The organism is Ruegeria sp. CE9 (assembly GCF_056537425.1).
On sequence record NZ_JBQFRO010000006.1, the window covers coordinates 110,117 to 124,411 of the forward strand.

The following is a 14,295-nucleotide window of genomic DNA, read 5'->3' on the forward strand; positions in this document are numbered from 1 at the left end:
CAGCGTCCCTCACCTACAGGCGTTAGTTCTTGTTTGTTTCTGCCTGCACGTCCAGGGCGGCATAGCCCTCGGGCAGGTCAATTTCATAGAATGTATACGACAGAGTGATCGTATGCACATACTTGGCTTCCAGATCTTCGACCAACTCCGGGTCAACGAAGAACGTCACCGGCATCTCAACCCGCTCACCGGGCTGCAGTACCTGCTCTTCAAAGCAGAAACAGGCGATTTTCTGGAAATATCCACCAGCCGAATACGGCGCCACGTTATAGGACGCTTGTCCTGCAATCGGGCGATCGGTTGGATTATATGCTTCATAGAAGGCCAGACCGGTCTCACCGATGCGAACTTCCATCTCGCGCTCGACCGGCTTGAACTCCCACCCCATGCCTTTGGCTTTGGAGGCGTCAAAGCGCACTGTGATGGTCCGATTTAGAATCTGGTCGGGGGCGGCTTCGGCCACGCCAGTTGTGCCGCCAAATCCCGTGACCCGGCAGAACCAGTCATAAAACGGCACAGCCGCCCATGCGAGGCTGCCCATCAAAATGACAACGCCCACGGTCTGGACGACCGTTTTCTGAGGACCCGTAAGCGCCATCAGTTCTGCACCTCTTGCGTCGCCATGTTGAAATCGGTTCCCGATACTTTGACGATGGTCAGGCCGAAAATGATTACGATGAACGCAGCCAGAGTAAGGCCGACACCAAGGTTGCGGCTGAAGCGGCGTTGATGCAGTTCATGGCTTTTGCGCAGGCTCATGACCAGCCTCCCAAACCATAGGGTTTCAGCAGAGCCTCGGCCAGAATCGCGCCGAAATGCAGGAAGAGATACAGGAGCGACAGCTTGAAAAAGCTCCGCTCGGCCTTGAAATTGTCAGCTTCAGAATCGGCTTCGGTCCGGCGTGAAATCTTCCACGCGCCCCGCAGGAACAATCCGTTCAGAACCAGCGCAACAACCAGATAGATCGGACCGCCAATATCCGAGAATGCAGTACCCACGGCCAGCAGAGCCAGCAGTGCAGTATAAACCAGAATATGCCAGCGCGTTGCCCGACGACCGTGTGTTACAGTCAGCATCGGCACGCCCGCATCGTCGTAGTCCGAGCGCATGAACAGAGCCAGCGCCCAGAAATGAGGTGGGGTCCACATGAAGGTCAGCGCGAACATCAGCCATGGCTCGATCGACATCGTCCCCGTCGCCGCAACCCAGCCGATGACAGGAGGAAATGCTCCGGCAGCCCCGCCAATCACGATGTTCTGCGGCGTCGAGCGCTTCAGCCACATCGTGTAGACAACGACATAGAAAAATATGGTGAAGGCCAGAAACGCTCCGGCGAACCAATTGGTGGCAAGCCCAAGCATGATCACCGACAGACCGGACAGCGCCAGCCCCAATGCCAGTGCCTCACCCTCTTCAACCTTGCCGGACGGGATCGGACGCCCCTTGGTACGCTTCATCACACGGTCGATATCCGCATCCCACCACATATTCAGTGCACCGGATGCCCCACCGCCGATTGCAATGAACAGGATGGCGCAGAAGCCGACAAAGGGATGTACGGGGACAGGAGCTGCAAGCAAGCCAACCAAAGCTGTGAAAACGACCAGCGACATCACGCGCGGCTTTAGCAGGGCGAAGTAATCGCCAAAGCTGGCCTCGTCCGCGCGGGTCTGCGCGGAAACGGTGCTGGCATTGAAGCTTGCGTCGCTCATCTTTGGTCCTTTTCGGGGCAAAAGCTGCGCGATACCCGCGCAGCCCGCATGTGTTTACCTAGGCCGGTAAAGGCTTAGTTCGAGGCCACCTGATAAGATGCAGGCTGACCTGCATATTCTTCCAGAGCGCCTTGCAGCCATTGTTCATAGGCTTCTTCGCTGACCACTTTGACGGTGATCGGCATATAAGCGTGGTCCTTGCCACACAGTTCCGAGCACTGGCCGAAATAGACGCCTTCCTTTTCGGCTTCGAACCACAGCTCGGCCAAACGACCGGGCACGCCGTCCTGCTTCACGCCGAACGAAGGAATGGTCCAGGAGTGGATCACGTCAGACGCGGTAACCTGCATCACGATCACCTTGCCAACCGGAACAACAACGGCGGTGTCGGTTGCCAGCAGCCATTCGTCTTCACCATAGCCCGCGTCGGCCAACTTTGCGCGCATCGCATCGTCCAGAACAAACGGCGTGACATCGGCATCAGCCGGGCGCGCGCCCTCGTCCAAAGTGGCGGGGTGGCCTAGCAGATAGCTGTCAAAGGCAAAGTCGTGATCGACATATTCGTATGTCCAGTACCACTGGTTGCCGACAACTTTGATGGTGATATCGCCTTCGGGAATTTCCTGCTGATTGAACAGCACTGGCAGCGAGAAGGCCCCGATGAAGACCAGAATCAGGATCGGGCCTAAGGTCCACGCGATCTCAACCGGTGTATAGTGCGAAAATCCTGCGGGCTTGGGGTTCGCGCGCTGGTTGTAGCGCACGATGCAATAGACCAGCAGGCCCGCAACAAACAGGCAGATCACCGTGATGATGACCAGAATCATATTGTCCAGTCGCTGAATCCCCTCAGCAAGGCTTGTGGCGGCAGGCTGAAAACCCATGCCCCCGTCAACAGGCTTGCCAATAATCTCAAGCTCCTGAGCCATGGCGGGAAGGCTGGAGAGGGCCGTAGCAAGCCCGGAAAGCATCAAAGCATTCTTCATTTTCTGTCCTGATCGTTTGATCTTTGCGTCTCTGGCGAAAAGGTGTGAATCGGTCGCACCTCTCCCGTTGTCTTTGGCCGCGTTAAAAACCATATTCCGTCGGGTAGATAAAGCAAAATGCTTGCGTCAAACAGACGCTATTTTTGATCTGGATCAAACCCGAAAGGTCACGACCTATGACTCAGGCCCCGTTTCGCCCCTTTGAAAGCGTTCTTCCCAAGGACGAAGCGCTTGCCGTGCTGCAGGCTGCAACCAATGGCGCCGAGGACGGAGAGCTGTTTGTCGAGCGGCGAAAATCCGAGTCACTGGTATTCGATGATGGGCGTTTGCGCACGGCTTCTTACGATGCCTCCGAGGGATTCGGCTTGCGCGCGGTCCAGGGTGAAGTGGCCGGGTATGCCCATTCAACGGATGTCTCAATTCCCTCGCTGAAACGTGCCGCTGAAACTGCGCGGCTGGCGGTTGGGGATGGCGGCGGGACGCTGGCCGGGCCACCGCAGGCCACCAACACGCGGCTATATACGGATGAAGACCCGATCGAATCCGCCAGTTTCCCGGTCAAGATTGAGACCCTGCGCGAGATAGATGCCTTTGCCCGTGACCTCGACCCTCGGGTTGTGCAGGTCAGCGCCACAATCGCCGCAGCCGTACAAGAGGTCGAAATTCTGCGCCCCGATGGCGTGCAGGTGCGCGATGTGCGCCCGATGACGCGCCTGAATATTTCGGTCATCGTCGAGCAGAACGGGCGACGCGAAAGCGGATCAGCCGGGGGTGGAGGCCGCGTGGGGCTGGACGGGTTGATAGACCCCGCCGATTGGCAGGACAAAGCACGCGAAGCGCTACGGATCGCACTGGTCAATCTGGATGCCATCCCTGCCCCTGCGGGCGTGATGGAAGTTGCACTAGGTCCGGGATGGCCAGGAATTCTGTTGCACGAGGCCATTGGCCACGGACTTGAGGGGGATTTCAACCGCAAAGGAAGCTCGGCATTTGCGGGGCTGATGGGGCAGCAGATCGCCTCGAAAGGCGTGACGGTTGTGGATGACGGTACGATTGTAGATCGTCGCGGCTCGATTTCGGTAGATGACGAAGGAACCCCCAGTTCGCGCACCGTTTTGATCGAGGATGGTGTCCTCACCGGCTATATGCAGGACCGTCAGAATGCACGTCTGATGGGCGTTGCCCCTACCGGGAACGGACGCAGGCAGAGCTATGCCCATAAGCCGATGCCGCGCATGACCAATACGATCATGCTGGGGGGTGAGGCCGATCCGGCTTCGTTGGTCGCCGATATCAAAGACGGGATCTGGGCTGTAGGGTTCGGCGGTGGTCAAGTCGATATCACCAACGGCAAGTTCGTGTTCTCCTGCACCGAGGCCTACCGGGTTGAAAACGGCAAGATCGGCGCTCCGGTCAAAGGCGCGACATTGATTGGCGATGGCCCTTCGGCGTTGAAGCGCATCCGGGGGTTGGGCAATGACATGGCTCTGGACCCAGGCATGGGCACTTGCGGCAAGGACGGTCAGTGGGTGCCAGTAGGCGTAGGTCAACCTACCGTTTTGATGGATGGGCTAACTGTTGGTGGTTCTGCCACTTGAGTCGCCCCGCTAGGAAAAACCAGACGCACGGAGTTAACAATGCACCCTTCAGGTGGTGCCGATTGCTCGACTTTGGAAATGCAGGCCAAGAAAATTCATACGGATTTTCTCGTTATTTTTCTGAGGCATAACCTCTCATCTGCAACAAGGGCAGGACAAATACACATCTAATTTTCTGAGATTCACAGGCTGTTAACCCGCTGCACCGTAAACCAGTTTTGCAATCAGGCGGAGCATCGGATGACCGAAGAGCAGCTTTCTTCCTATCACCCCCCACTCCCACCCACCACGGAAGAGGACCGGTTTTCGTGGCTCCGTCTGTTGCGCTCGCGCAAGGTTGGCCCGGCGACGTTTCGGCGCCTGCTGCGCGAGCATGGCTCGGCGCAGAACGCGCTGGCTGCGCTGCCTGAAATGGCGCGCGCTGCCGGGATCGAAGGGTATGAAACCTGTCCTCCTGGTGTGATAGAGGCGGAGCTCAAGGCCGCAAAAGCCGCCAAAGCGCGGCTTTTGTATCTTGGGGCCGCTGACTATCCCGAGGCACTATATGACCTTTCAGATGCCCCCCCGATGCTTTGGGCGATCGGAGATCCAACCATTTTGAAGCGCCGGATGATTGCCATGGTCGGGGCGCGCAACTGCTCTTCGCTGGGCGCGCGCATGGCACGGTCACTGGCCAGCGATCTGGGCAAGCAGGAGTTTGTTGTAGTCTCAGGGCTTGCGCGTGGCATCGACACGTCAGCGCATCTGGCCGCGCTGGCGACGGGAACGGTTGCAGTGATGGCAGGTGGGGTTGACGTTATCTATCCGGCCGAAAATACCGATCTGGCGCGCAATATTGCCGAAACCGGCCTTCGCCTGTCCGAGCAGCCAATGGATACGACACCACAAGCACGGCATTTCCCGCGCCGCAATCGCATTATCTCGGGCCTGGCGCAGGCTGTGGTGGTTGTCGAAGCCGCAGCAAAATCCGGCAGCCTGATCACCGCGCGAGACGCCTTGGATCAAGGGCGCGAGGTTCTGGCCGTGCCAGGCCATCCTTTCGACGCGCGTGCGGCGGGGTGCAACTTGCTGATCCGGGACGGGGCAACACTTGTTCGAAATGCAGAAGACGTGATGGCCGCATTGCCAATGCAGCAACCAGTGTTTGTCGCCCAAGACGCTCTGACCCTTGAACCCGCCAAAGAATCAGCCGGGCCAACGCCACAGGCATTGCATGAGGCGATTCTGACGCGTCTGGGCCCATCTCCGATCGCCGAAGATCAGTTGATCAGGGATATCGCAGCCTCCGCTGGCGAAATCGGTCCTGTGCTGGTTGATCTGGAACTCGACGGAAAAATCCAGCGACAACCAGGCGGGCTATTGTCGCTATGCGCCTGACATACCGATAGTTTGCACCTACATTCCGGTATCCGATCTTTCGGTAAATTGGATCGTATCCGGCCTGAAGTCAGCACATTTTACGTTGCAAAAAGGAACGCATTGACAATTCGATCTTGCCCCACACATTTTGCACGGTCATACAAAGCGCAAAATCCGTCGAGCGAGGATTCCTCTTAAATGCCCGTAGTTGTTGTAGAATCTCCGGCCAAAGCAAAAACGATCAATAAGTATCTTGGCTCCGACTACACTGTTTTGGCCTCATATGGCCACGTGCGTGACCTGCCGCCGAAGGATGGTTCAGTCGATCCCGAGCATGAATTTTCGATGAAATGGGAGGTCGGGAATGACAGCCGCAAGCATGTCAAAGCCATTGCCGACGCTCTCAAAGAGGACAACGCACTGATCCTGGCAACCGACCCCGATCGCGAAGGTGAAGCAATCAGCTGGCACCTCCAGGAGGCGCTTACTAAGCGCCGCTCGATCAAGAAAGACACGCCGGTCAGCCGTGTGACCTTCAATGCGATCACCAAGGATGCGGTAACCGAGGCGATGCAGAACCCGCGTGAGGTCGACATGCCTCTGGTCGAAGCGTACCTGGCCCGCCGCGCATTGGACTATCTGGTGGGGTTCAACCTGTCGCCAGTTCTGTGGCGAAAACTGCCGGGTGCCAAGTCCGCAGGTCGTGTGCAATCGGTCTGCCTGCGCCTGATCGTTGAGCGCGAGATGGAGATCGAAGCGTTCAAACCAGTAGAGTACTGGTCGGTCAAGGCGGTGTTTGAAACACCGCGCGGTCAAACCTATGAGGCGCGTCTGGTCACTCTGGCCGGTCAGAAACTGGACAAGCACGATCTGGCCAATGCGACGCAGGCGGAACTGGCGGTTCAGGCGATCACCAGCCGTGATTTGAGTGTGACATCGGTCGAGGCCAAACCCGCTGCACGCAATCCCAGCGCGCCATTCATGACCTCGACCCTTCAGCAAGAAGCCAGTCGCAAATTTGGCATGGGTGCACGCCATGCGATGCAGGTGGCCCAACGGCTCTATGAGGCCGGCTACATCACCTATATGCGGACAGACGGGATCGATATGGCGCCCGAAGCGGTGGCCGCTGCACGGGATGCCATCACCGACCGATATGGCGCCGAATATGTGCCTGACAGCCCTCGTATCTATAAGAACAAGGCCAAGAACGCGCAGGAAGCGCATGAATGTATCCGCCCGACGGAAATGAACCGCGATGCCAAGGCGTTGAAGGTCACGGATGAAGATCAGCGCAAGCTCTATGATCTGATCTGGAAACGCACCATTGCCTGTCAGATGGCCGCCGCGCGGCTCGAGCGGACGACGGTTGATATCACAAGCACAGACGGTCAGGTCGGCCTGCGCGCCACGGGTCAGGTGGTGTTGTTCGATGGCTTCATGCGCGTCTACGAAGAAGGCCGCGATGACGTGGTTGACGATGATGACAAGCGTTTGCCCCAGATCATGCAGGGCGACCCGGCACGCTTTGCCAAAACATCGCTGCGCGATCAGTACGCGAAGGCCACCGGTGACTCGGACAAGGCAGCGATCCTGTCTGACAACGAATCCGTTCTGGCGCTGCAGCATCACACTCAACCGCCGCCGCGCTATACCGAGGCGACTTTGGTCAAACGGATGGAGGAGTTGGGTATCGGTCGACCCTCGACCTATGCCTCGATCGTCACCACGATACAGGATCGTGAATATGTGCGCAAAGACAAGAACCGGCTGATCCCCGAAGAGAAAGGCCGGATCGTCACGATATTTCTGCTGAATTTCTTCCGCCAGTATGTGGGCTATGAGTTCACCGCCAATCTGGAAGAAGAGCTTGACGATGTCAGCGCCGGTGATCGTGACTATAAAGATTTGCTGGGCAAGTTCTGGCGCGATTTCTCGGCGGCGATTGGCGAAACGTCCGAACTGCGCATCTCGGAAGTGCTGGACAAGCTGGACGAGGCGTTGGCGCCTCAACTCTATCCCCCGCGTGAGGATGGGTCAGATCCGCGGGTCTGCCCGAAATGTGGGGTGGGTCAGTTGCATCTGAAAACCTCGCGCACGGGTGGATTCGTGGGCTGCGGCAACTATCCAGAATGCACTTATACCCGGCCCATCGCGGGCGAAGGCGCGGAAGGTGATGAACGCCTATTGGGCGAAGATGCGGGCGATGAGATCTGGCTAAAATCCGGCCGCTTTGGTCCTTATGTTCAGCGGGGCGAGCCGACGCCTGAGAACAAGAAACCCCCGCGCGCATCCTTACCACGCGGCTGGAGCAAGGATGACATGGATCTGGACAAGGCATTGACGCTGCTGTCCTTGCCCCGCCAGATCGGAGAGCATCCTGAGGGCGGTATGATCACATCGAACTTTGGTCGCTTTGGTCCATATCTGATGCATCAATTGGCTGACGAGGCCAAACCGGTCTATGCCAATCTCAAAGACCCGAACGATGTGTTTGAAATCGGCATGAACCGTGCCGTCGAACTGCTGGCCGAAAAACGCGCCAATCCGGGGCGCGGACGGCGCGCGGCAGCAAAACCGCTCAAAGAGCTGGGTGAGCATCCCGATGGCGGCGCTATGCAAGTCCTGGACGGGCGCTATGGGCCCTATGTCAAATGGGAGAAGGTAAACGCTACCATCCCCAAGGATATCAAGCCCGAGGACGTGACGCAGGAAATGGCCATTGAACTGGTCAACGAACGTGCCGCCAAGAAAGGCACAAAGAAAAAGGCAGCCCCTAAGAAGAAAGCCGCCGCCAAGAAAACCACTAAAAAGGCGGGTTAGGTAGAAATACCACCTGCTCCTTGGATTCGTTGACTTCCCCGTGACGTGGCGGCACAACTCGGCCCAACACCATGTCATTGGGGGAGTTTTCCATGAAGAAAATCTATGCCAATGCCGAAGAGGCGCTCGATGGAGTGATCTCGGATGGCATGTTGATTGCCGCTGGCGGCTTTGGCCTGTGCGGTATTCCCGAATTGCTGCTTGAGGCGATCAAGGCATCGGGCGCTCAGAACCTGACCTTTGCCTCGAACAACGCGGGTGTTGATGATTTCGGCATCGGCATCCTGCTGCAGACCAAGCAGGTAAAAAAGATGATCAGCTCATATGTCGGCGAGAACGCCGAATTCATGCGGCAGTATCTGAGCGGTGAGCTTGAGCTGGAATTCAATCCGCAAGGCACTCTGGCTGAACGGATGCGCGCAGGCGGTGCTGGCATTCCCGGCTTCTACACCAAAACCGGAGTGGGCACGGTCATCGCGGAAGGCAAAGAGCACAAAGACTTCAACGGCGAGACATATATCATGGAGGAAGGCATCTTCGCCGACCTCGCGATTGTGAAGGCCTGGAAAGCGGATGACACCGGGAACCTCGTGTTCCGCAAGACCGCCCGCAATTTCAACGTGCCCGCTGCGACTTGCGGTAAAATCTGTGTGGCTGAGGTGGAAGAAATCGTTCCTCGTGGCTCGCTGGACCCGGATGCGATCCATCTGCCCGGCATCTATGTGCACCGCATCATAGAAGGCAGCCACGAGAAGCGCATCGAACAGCGCACCACCCGCAAGAAGGAGGACGCATAATGCCTTGGGATAGGAACCAAATGGCCGCTCGAGCGGCGCAAGAGCTGGAAGACGGCATGTATGTGAACCTCGGCATCGGTATTCCGACGCTGGTGGCGAACTATGTGGGAGATAAGGACATCACGCTGCAGTCTGAGAACGGGATGTTGGGCATGGGCCCCTTCCCGTTCGAAGGCGAGGAGGATGCCGATCTGATCAACGCTGGAAAGCAGACGATCACCGAGTTGTCTCGTACGTCTTATTTCGACAGCGCCACCTCTTTTGGCATGATCCGTGGCGGTAAAATCGCTGCAGCAATTCTGGGTGCGATGGAGGTCGACGAAGAAGGTGATCTCGCCAACTGGATGATCCCGGGCGTGCTGGTCAAGGGCATGGGCGGCGCGATGGACCTTGTTGCGGGCGTGGGCCGCGTGATCGTGGTGATGGATCACACAAACAAGCATGGAAAGTCCAAGCTGCTGAAGAAATGCACCCTACCGCTCACCGGCAAAAAGGTAGTGAATCGCATTATTACCAATCTGGGCGTTCTGGACGTCGCAGAAGGTGGTTTGAAAATCGTCGAGATCGCTGAAGGCGTCACCGAAGATGAAATTCGTTCAGCAACAGAGGCAAAGATCGTCAATTAAGTTGGATCTGAAGAGTTAAAAGGCCCGCTGTGACGCGGGCCTTTTTCAGTTCGATGTCTGGAAGATGCAAGGATCCGAGACAAACTGGGGCGTTGTTGTGCACAAGGCGCTGGCGACCTGAAATGCTGCAAGTACCTTGGGCACATAATCTCTGGTCTCGGCATAAGGTGGCACACCGCTGTGTTTATGAACCGCCCCCTCACCTGCATTATAACCCGCCAATACGAGAATCGGGTCGTTGTCGAATTCCTCCATCAGCCAATGCAGGTACTTAACGCCTCCCTCGATATTCTGCTCGGGTTTGAGGCTGTCTTTAACTCCGAACCGCTCGGCCGTTGCCGGCATCAGCTGCATCAACCCTTGTGCACCGGCAGAGCTTACCGCTTCGGTGCGCCCGGCCGACTCGACTGAAATGACGGCCAGCACCAACGCAGGTGAGACGTTGGTGCCCACGGTGGAACGCAGAATATCCACACCACGCTTCTCGGCGATGTCCTGAAGCGCCTGTAGACGCGGCGCAGCTATCCCCGTTGCGGTCAGTGCTTGAACCGCTTCTCTGAGCCGTCCTGCGCTTGCCTGCGCCAGATCAGGTGACACTCTGTTCCAAAAGGCCTTGTAAGTCCCCACCGGCTTCGTTGCCCCAGCGATCTTGGGGGGCACCGGTGCAGGTACTTTTGTAGGCGCCGTAACCTCGGGCACATCCAGCTTGGCACCCGTGCTGGGCGCCGAGGGCGATGCCGCGTGTTGTTCGGGCGTGATTTGAATCGTCACCCTTGGGCGCGTGCCCGGTTTGGGCGCTTTGATGCGTTTATAGACGCCGCGCGGCTCTGCCTCAGTCGCGGATACAGGAATCACACCCGCAAATAGAAACACCACCGCACCGGCGCAAAGGATTGCGTCCCGGAAATGCATTTGCCTGCCTCGATTTCTTATCTTTTGAAGTATTTTGAACATCATAACTGCTCACAACACCAGAAAAACCAAGCGAATTGGGGCAATTTCGCCTCATTTGCCGCTATTTTGCATCGCTCGATCATAGCAACGAAGAAAAAGTGACATATTTTTTCGCTTATTTTCAGTATGTTATAAAAATTACCAATAAAAAATTAAGCTTTGCGCCAAAAAAAATTGGTTTGGCCCAATTCCTGCCACGCACAGAGGTCAAACATATATCCATACCGAGACGATCGGGAGCGGACTGAGAGAGAAAGCTCTGAAAGACGCCGAGGTTAATTACTTTTTGATCCTTTAGGAGGGACGTAACATGATCAAGTTCATCAAGAACTTCCGCAAAGACGAAGACGGCGCCGTAACTGTAGACTGGGTCGTTCTGACCGCAGCCGTTGTTGGCCTTGCAGCCGTTGCATACAACCAGATCCACAGCGGCGCGAGCAGCCTGGCTGGTAACATTGACGACGCTCTGGGTTCGGTTACCATCACAGTTCCGAGCACCAACTAAGACTTAATCGGTCTAACATGACATTTGGGGCCATGTCTTTGTTCAAAGGCGTGGCCCTTTTGTTTTCAAGTAAGATTGATCTGGTGTGAACTGATGTTGAACAGACTTAAGAGATTCGGGGTCGACGAGACAGGCGCGATAACGGTGGACTGGGTGGTTCTAACCGCCGCGGTGACGGGCCTGGCGGCATTGATGTACTTTGTACTGAGCCAAGGGCTTCTGACGGCTGGTCAGCCAGTAGCAAATGTTGAAGTTGAAGAAATAAACTTCGATTGAAGCTCTACCTTTGCTTGGATTGGATCGTAACCCTGGTTCTGTCTGTAGTTTGTCTTTTTTATCAAATGACAGCAGGATTGTCCGCTTTTTCGACACAATTGGAAAATATCCTTAAGACTGAATCACTGTGACGTCGTGCGTCACGGTCTGGAAAAGAAAAAGAGGAACAAATGCGAGCTGTTTTTGGACTTGTTCTTATCATCGGGGTCGCTCTGGCCGGTGGTGCTGTCTATATGGCACGCGAATACATAACGGATAACCAGGCCAAACTGGCGCAGGAACGAAAGCTGCGCGAAGAGGCGCTGGCGAACGCGAAGGCAGGAATTGTCCCGACTGTCGGTGTTTTGGTTTCAAACCGATCGCTCAAATACGGTGAGCGCCTGAACCAAGAAGACATTCGGATTGTTCAATGGCCAGAAAATGCGATTCCTGAGGGCGCTTTCCTAGAGATGGCAACCTTATTCCCAGAGATTAAAAATAATGAACGATTCGTCCTCCGTGCGATGGAGAAAGACGAAGCCATTATGGAAGTTAAAGTCACCAATCCGGGCGAAACGGCTGGCCTGAGGTCGCAGTTATCCAAAGGGATGCGCGCTTTCGCGATCAGCGTCGACGTCGCCTCGGGTGTATCGGGATTCTTGCGTCCAGGCGACACTGTTGATGTGTACTGGACTGGTTCCTTGCGCGGAACCAATGATACTGGCCGCGGTGAAATCACGCGCCTCGTACTCACCAACATCGAGTTGGTCGCCGTTGACCAGACGGCAGGCGCGGACGTGACTGGTACTACCATCGCCCGCACTGTTACGGTTGCTGCAACCCCACAACAAATTGCGGCCTTGGCTCAAGCCCAGAACACTGGTCGTATGTCACTGGCATTGGTCGGCGCACAAGACGACAAGGTGGCAGAGGTTGTCGAGGTTGATCAACAATCCCTGCTGGGAATCGAAGAACAGGCCCCGGCACCTGTTGTCGCCGAGAAGAAAGTTTGCACAATTCGGACACGTCGGGGTGGCGAAACGGTCGAAACCCCAATTCCCTGCACAAACTAGCGTCAATTCAGACATTTACCAGTTAAAGACCGTGCAAATCGCGCGGTCTGTCTCTTTGTGTTGTTGCGAATAACCCACATAAGGAAAATTCCGGAAACCATTGATTATTGCAATAAATCTGGTTTTGGCGCAGGGTTTCCAACCATAGGGCATAAGACCCAAATAAAATCGAGTGGTGATCGGAGAGGCAGGTCACATGACAATACGTTCCTGGATCAGCGCAACCCTGCTGGGGTTGTCGCTAGTTGTGAGCCCAATCGGCGACGCCGCTTGGGCAGAAAATCTTCGCGTGGTGAAAAAGGGTACGGCAGAATCGCTGGATGTTCCCGTGAACCGCGCAATCGTGGTGGAAAGCGAACAACCGTTTGCTGACATCAGCATTGCCAACGCAGGCATCGCGGATATTTCGACTTTGTCGGACCGCACAATTTATGTTCTCGGTCGAGCACCGGGGATGACGACACTGACCCTGTTCGACGGCGCAGGTAATCTGATTACCAATGTTCGTGTGCGGGTTTCGCCGGATGTCACGGAATTCAAAGAGCGGCTGCGCCAGATTCTTCCAAATGAGCGAATAGAGGTTCGGACCGCTAACGATGGTATCGTTTTGTCTGGTACAGTTTCCAGCAGTGCCAAGCTTGCACGCGCTCTTGAACTGGCTGAACGGTATGCACCTGAGCGCGTATCAAATCTGATGAATGTCGGTGGTGTGCAACAGGTCATGCTAAAGGTACGCTTTGCGGAAATGAACCGCTCCGTTGCAAAGAACCTGTCAGCATCTCTGGGGTTTGGCGGTGGTGACACCACCGCTGGTTTCAATACGCTGAACAACCAAGGTGCTCTAAACAACGCCTTGGGGAACAACATCCCGTTTGTTCAAACAAATTCGGGCGCTATCCTTTTCGGTTTTGGCGCGGGTTCAACACAAGTTCGACTGTTGTTGGAAGCCCTTGAAACCAAAGGGCTTGTGCGCAGCCTCGCGGAACCAAATCTTTCAGCCTTATCTGGTCAAGAAGCTGAGTTCCTCGCTGGCGGTGAAGTGCCGATTCCCGTCCCGCAAGGTGACGGTGTGGTTGCGATCGAATATCGTCAGTTTGGTGTACAACTTCTGTTTGTCCCGCGCGTCGTCGATGGAGACCTGATCAACCTGGAACTTGGCGCCTCGGTATCTAGCATCGACCAAAGCCAAAGCTTCACGATCAATGGCGACAATGTACCCAGCTTTATTACACGCCAGACCCGGACGACGATTGAGTTGAGGGATGGTGAGAGCTTTGCGATCGCTGGACTGATCCAAGACGACTTCACGGATCTGAACAGCCAGGTCCCCTGGCTCGGTGATGTACCGGTGCTTGGAGCCCTGTTCAGAAGTGCCCAATATCAACGAGATCAGAGCGAATTGATCATCATCATCACTGCGCATCTGGTTTCACCAACGCGCGGCGAAGCACTCGCCTTGCCGACAGATCGGGTCAAGCCTCCCAGCGAGTTTGATCTGTTCGTCAATGGTAAGGTCGCTCGGACCGAACGCGCCGGCAACGGCGCAGCCTCAGAAGTCGCCAGACAAGATTTTGGCACCTCTTACGGCTATGTCCTGGATTGATAGA

General features: G+C 56.0%; 14 protein-coding genes. 9 read left to right on the forward strand and 5 right to left on the reverse strand.

The annotated features are described in order from the left end of the window. Positions 1-22 precede the first annotated feature (22 nt). The 4 genes from ACR0B3_RS13225 to coxB form a co-directional block, all read right to left on the reverse strand. Entirely contained in the window at positions 23-598 is a 576-nt protein-coding gene (locus ACR0B3_RS13225) for a cytochrome c oxidase assembly protein (protein WP_480809485.1), read from the reverse strand. Beyond that, on the reverse strand, positions 598-759 hold the full coding sequence (locus ACR0B3_RS13230) for a hypothetical protein (RefSeq protein ID WP_162896804.1): 162 nt from the start codon (positions 757-759) through the stop codon (positions 598-600). The genes ACR0B3_RS13225 and ACR0B3_RS13230 overlap by 1 nt, the downstream gene beginning before the upstream one ends. Further along, entirely contained in the window at positions 756-1,712 is a 957-nt protein-coding gene (gene cyoE, locus ACR0B3_RS13235; protein ID WP_480809486.1) for a heme o synthase, read from the reverse strand. Before cyoE ends, ACR0B3_RS13230 begins: the two co-directional genes overlap by 4 nt. Before the next feature lie 74 nt (positions 1,713-1,786). Further along, a complete protein-coding gene (gene coxB / locus ACR0B3_RS13240; protein ID WP_480809487.1) occupies positions 1,787-2,698 on the reverse strand; it encodes a cytochrome c oxidase subunit II in 912 nt (303 codons plus the stop codon). Between the two features lie 176 nt (positions 2,699-2,874). Here coxB and tldD point away from each other — a divergent pair, with 176 nt between their 5' ends. The 5 genes from tldD to ACR0B3_RS13265 all read left to right on the forward strand — a co-directional run bounded on the left by tldD (position 2,875) and on the right by ACR0B3_RS13265 (position 9,901). Beyond that, a complete protein-coding gene (tldD, locus tag ACR0B3_RS13245; protein ID WP_480809488.1) occupies positions 2,875-4,296 on the forward strand; it encodes a metalloprotease TldD in 1,422 nt (473 codons plus the stop codon). A 240-nt stretch (positions 4,297-4,536) separates the two neighbouring features. Continuing rightward, positions 4,537-5,673 (forward strand): DNA-processing protein DprA, encoded by a 1,137-nt coding sequence (dprA, locus tag ACR0B3_RS13250; RefSeq protein WP_480809489.1) that lies wholly within the window; start codon positions 4,537-4,539, stop codon positions 5,671-5,673. A 180-nt stretch (positions 5,674-5,853) separates the two neighbouring features. Further along, on the forward strand, positions 5,854-8,478 hold the full coding sequence (gene topA, locus ACR0B3_RS13255) for a type I DNA topoisomerase (protein WP_480809490.1): 2,625 nt from the start codon (positions 5,854-5,856) through the stop codon (positions 8,476-8,478). 92 nt (positions 8,479-8,570) lie between these two features. After that, positions 8,571-9,275 (forward strand): CoA transferase subunit A, encoded by a 705-nt coding sequence (locus ACR0B3_RS13260; RefSeq protein WP_480809491.1) that lies wholly within the window; start codon positions 8,571-8,573, stop codon positions 9,273-9,275. Then, positions 9,275-9,901 carry a 3-oxoacid CoA-transferase subunit B gene (locus ACR0B3_RS13265; RefSeq protein WP_480809492.1) on the forward strand — a complete coding sequence of 209 codons (627 nt, stop codon included), beginning with the start codon at positions 9,275-9,277 and terminating at the stop codon, positions 9,899-9,901. Before ACR0B3_RS13260 ends, ACR0B3_RS13265 begins: the two co-directional genes overlap by 1 nt. A 45-nt stretch (positions 9,902-9,946) precedes the next feature. On the opposite strand, the gene ACR0B3_RS13270 is transcribed toward ACR0B3_RS13265, so the two are convergent. Next, complete coding sequence (locus ACR0B3_RS13270; protein ID WP_480809493.1) at positions 9,947-10,813, reverse strand: lytic transglycosylase domain-containing protein; 867 nt, start codon at positions 10,811-10,813, stop codon at positions 9,947-9,949. A 352-nt stretch (positions 10,814-11,165) separates the two neighbouring features. On the opposite strand from ACR0B3_RS13270, the gene ACR0B3_RS13275 reads away from it, so the two are divergent. The 4 genes from ACR0B3_RS13275 to ACR0B3_RS13290 all read left to right on the forward strand — a co-directional run bounded on the left by ACR0B3_RS13275 (position 11,166) and on the right by ACR0B3_RS13290 (position 14,291). Continuing rightward, the gene (locus ACR0B3_RS13275; protein WP_480809494.1) at positions 11,166-11,360 is read left to right on the forward strand and encodes a hypothetical protein; all 195 of its coding nucleotides are present in this window, start codon (positions 11,166-11,168) and stop codon (positions 11,358-11,360) included. A 93-nt stretch (positions 11,361-11,453) separates the two neighbouring features. Then, positions 11,454-11,636 carry a hypothetical protein gene (locus tag ACR0B3_RS13280; RefSeq protein ID WP_480809495.1) on the forward strand — a complete coding sequence of 61 codons (183 nt, stop codon included), beginning with the start codon at positions 11,454-11,456 and terminating at the stop codon, positions 11,634-11,636. A 170-nt stretch (positions 11,637-11,806) separates the two neighbouring features. Continuing rightward, positions 11,807-12,688: a Flp pilus assembly protein CpaB gene (cpaB, locus tag ACR0B3_RS13285; RefSeq protein WP_480809496.1), complete on the forward strand. Its 882-nt coding sequence runs from the start codon at positions 11,807-11,809 to the stop codon at positions 12,686-12,688. Positions 12,689-12,884: 196 nt separating this feature from the next. Then, on the forward strand, positions 12,885-14,291 hold the full coding sequence (locus ACR0B3_RS13290; RefSeq protein WP_480809497.1) for a type II and III secretion system protein family protein: 1,407 nt from the start codon (positions 12,885-12,887) through the stop codon (positions 14,289-14,291). Positions 14,292-14,295 lie beyond the last annotated feature (4 nt).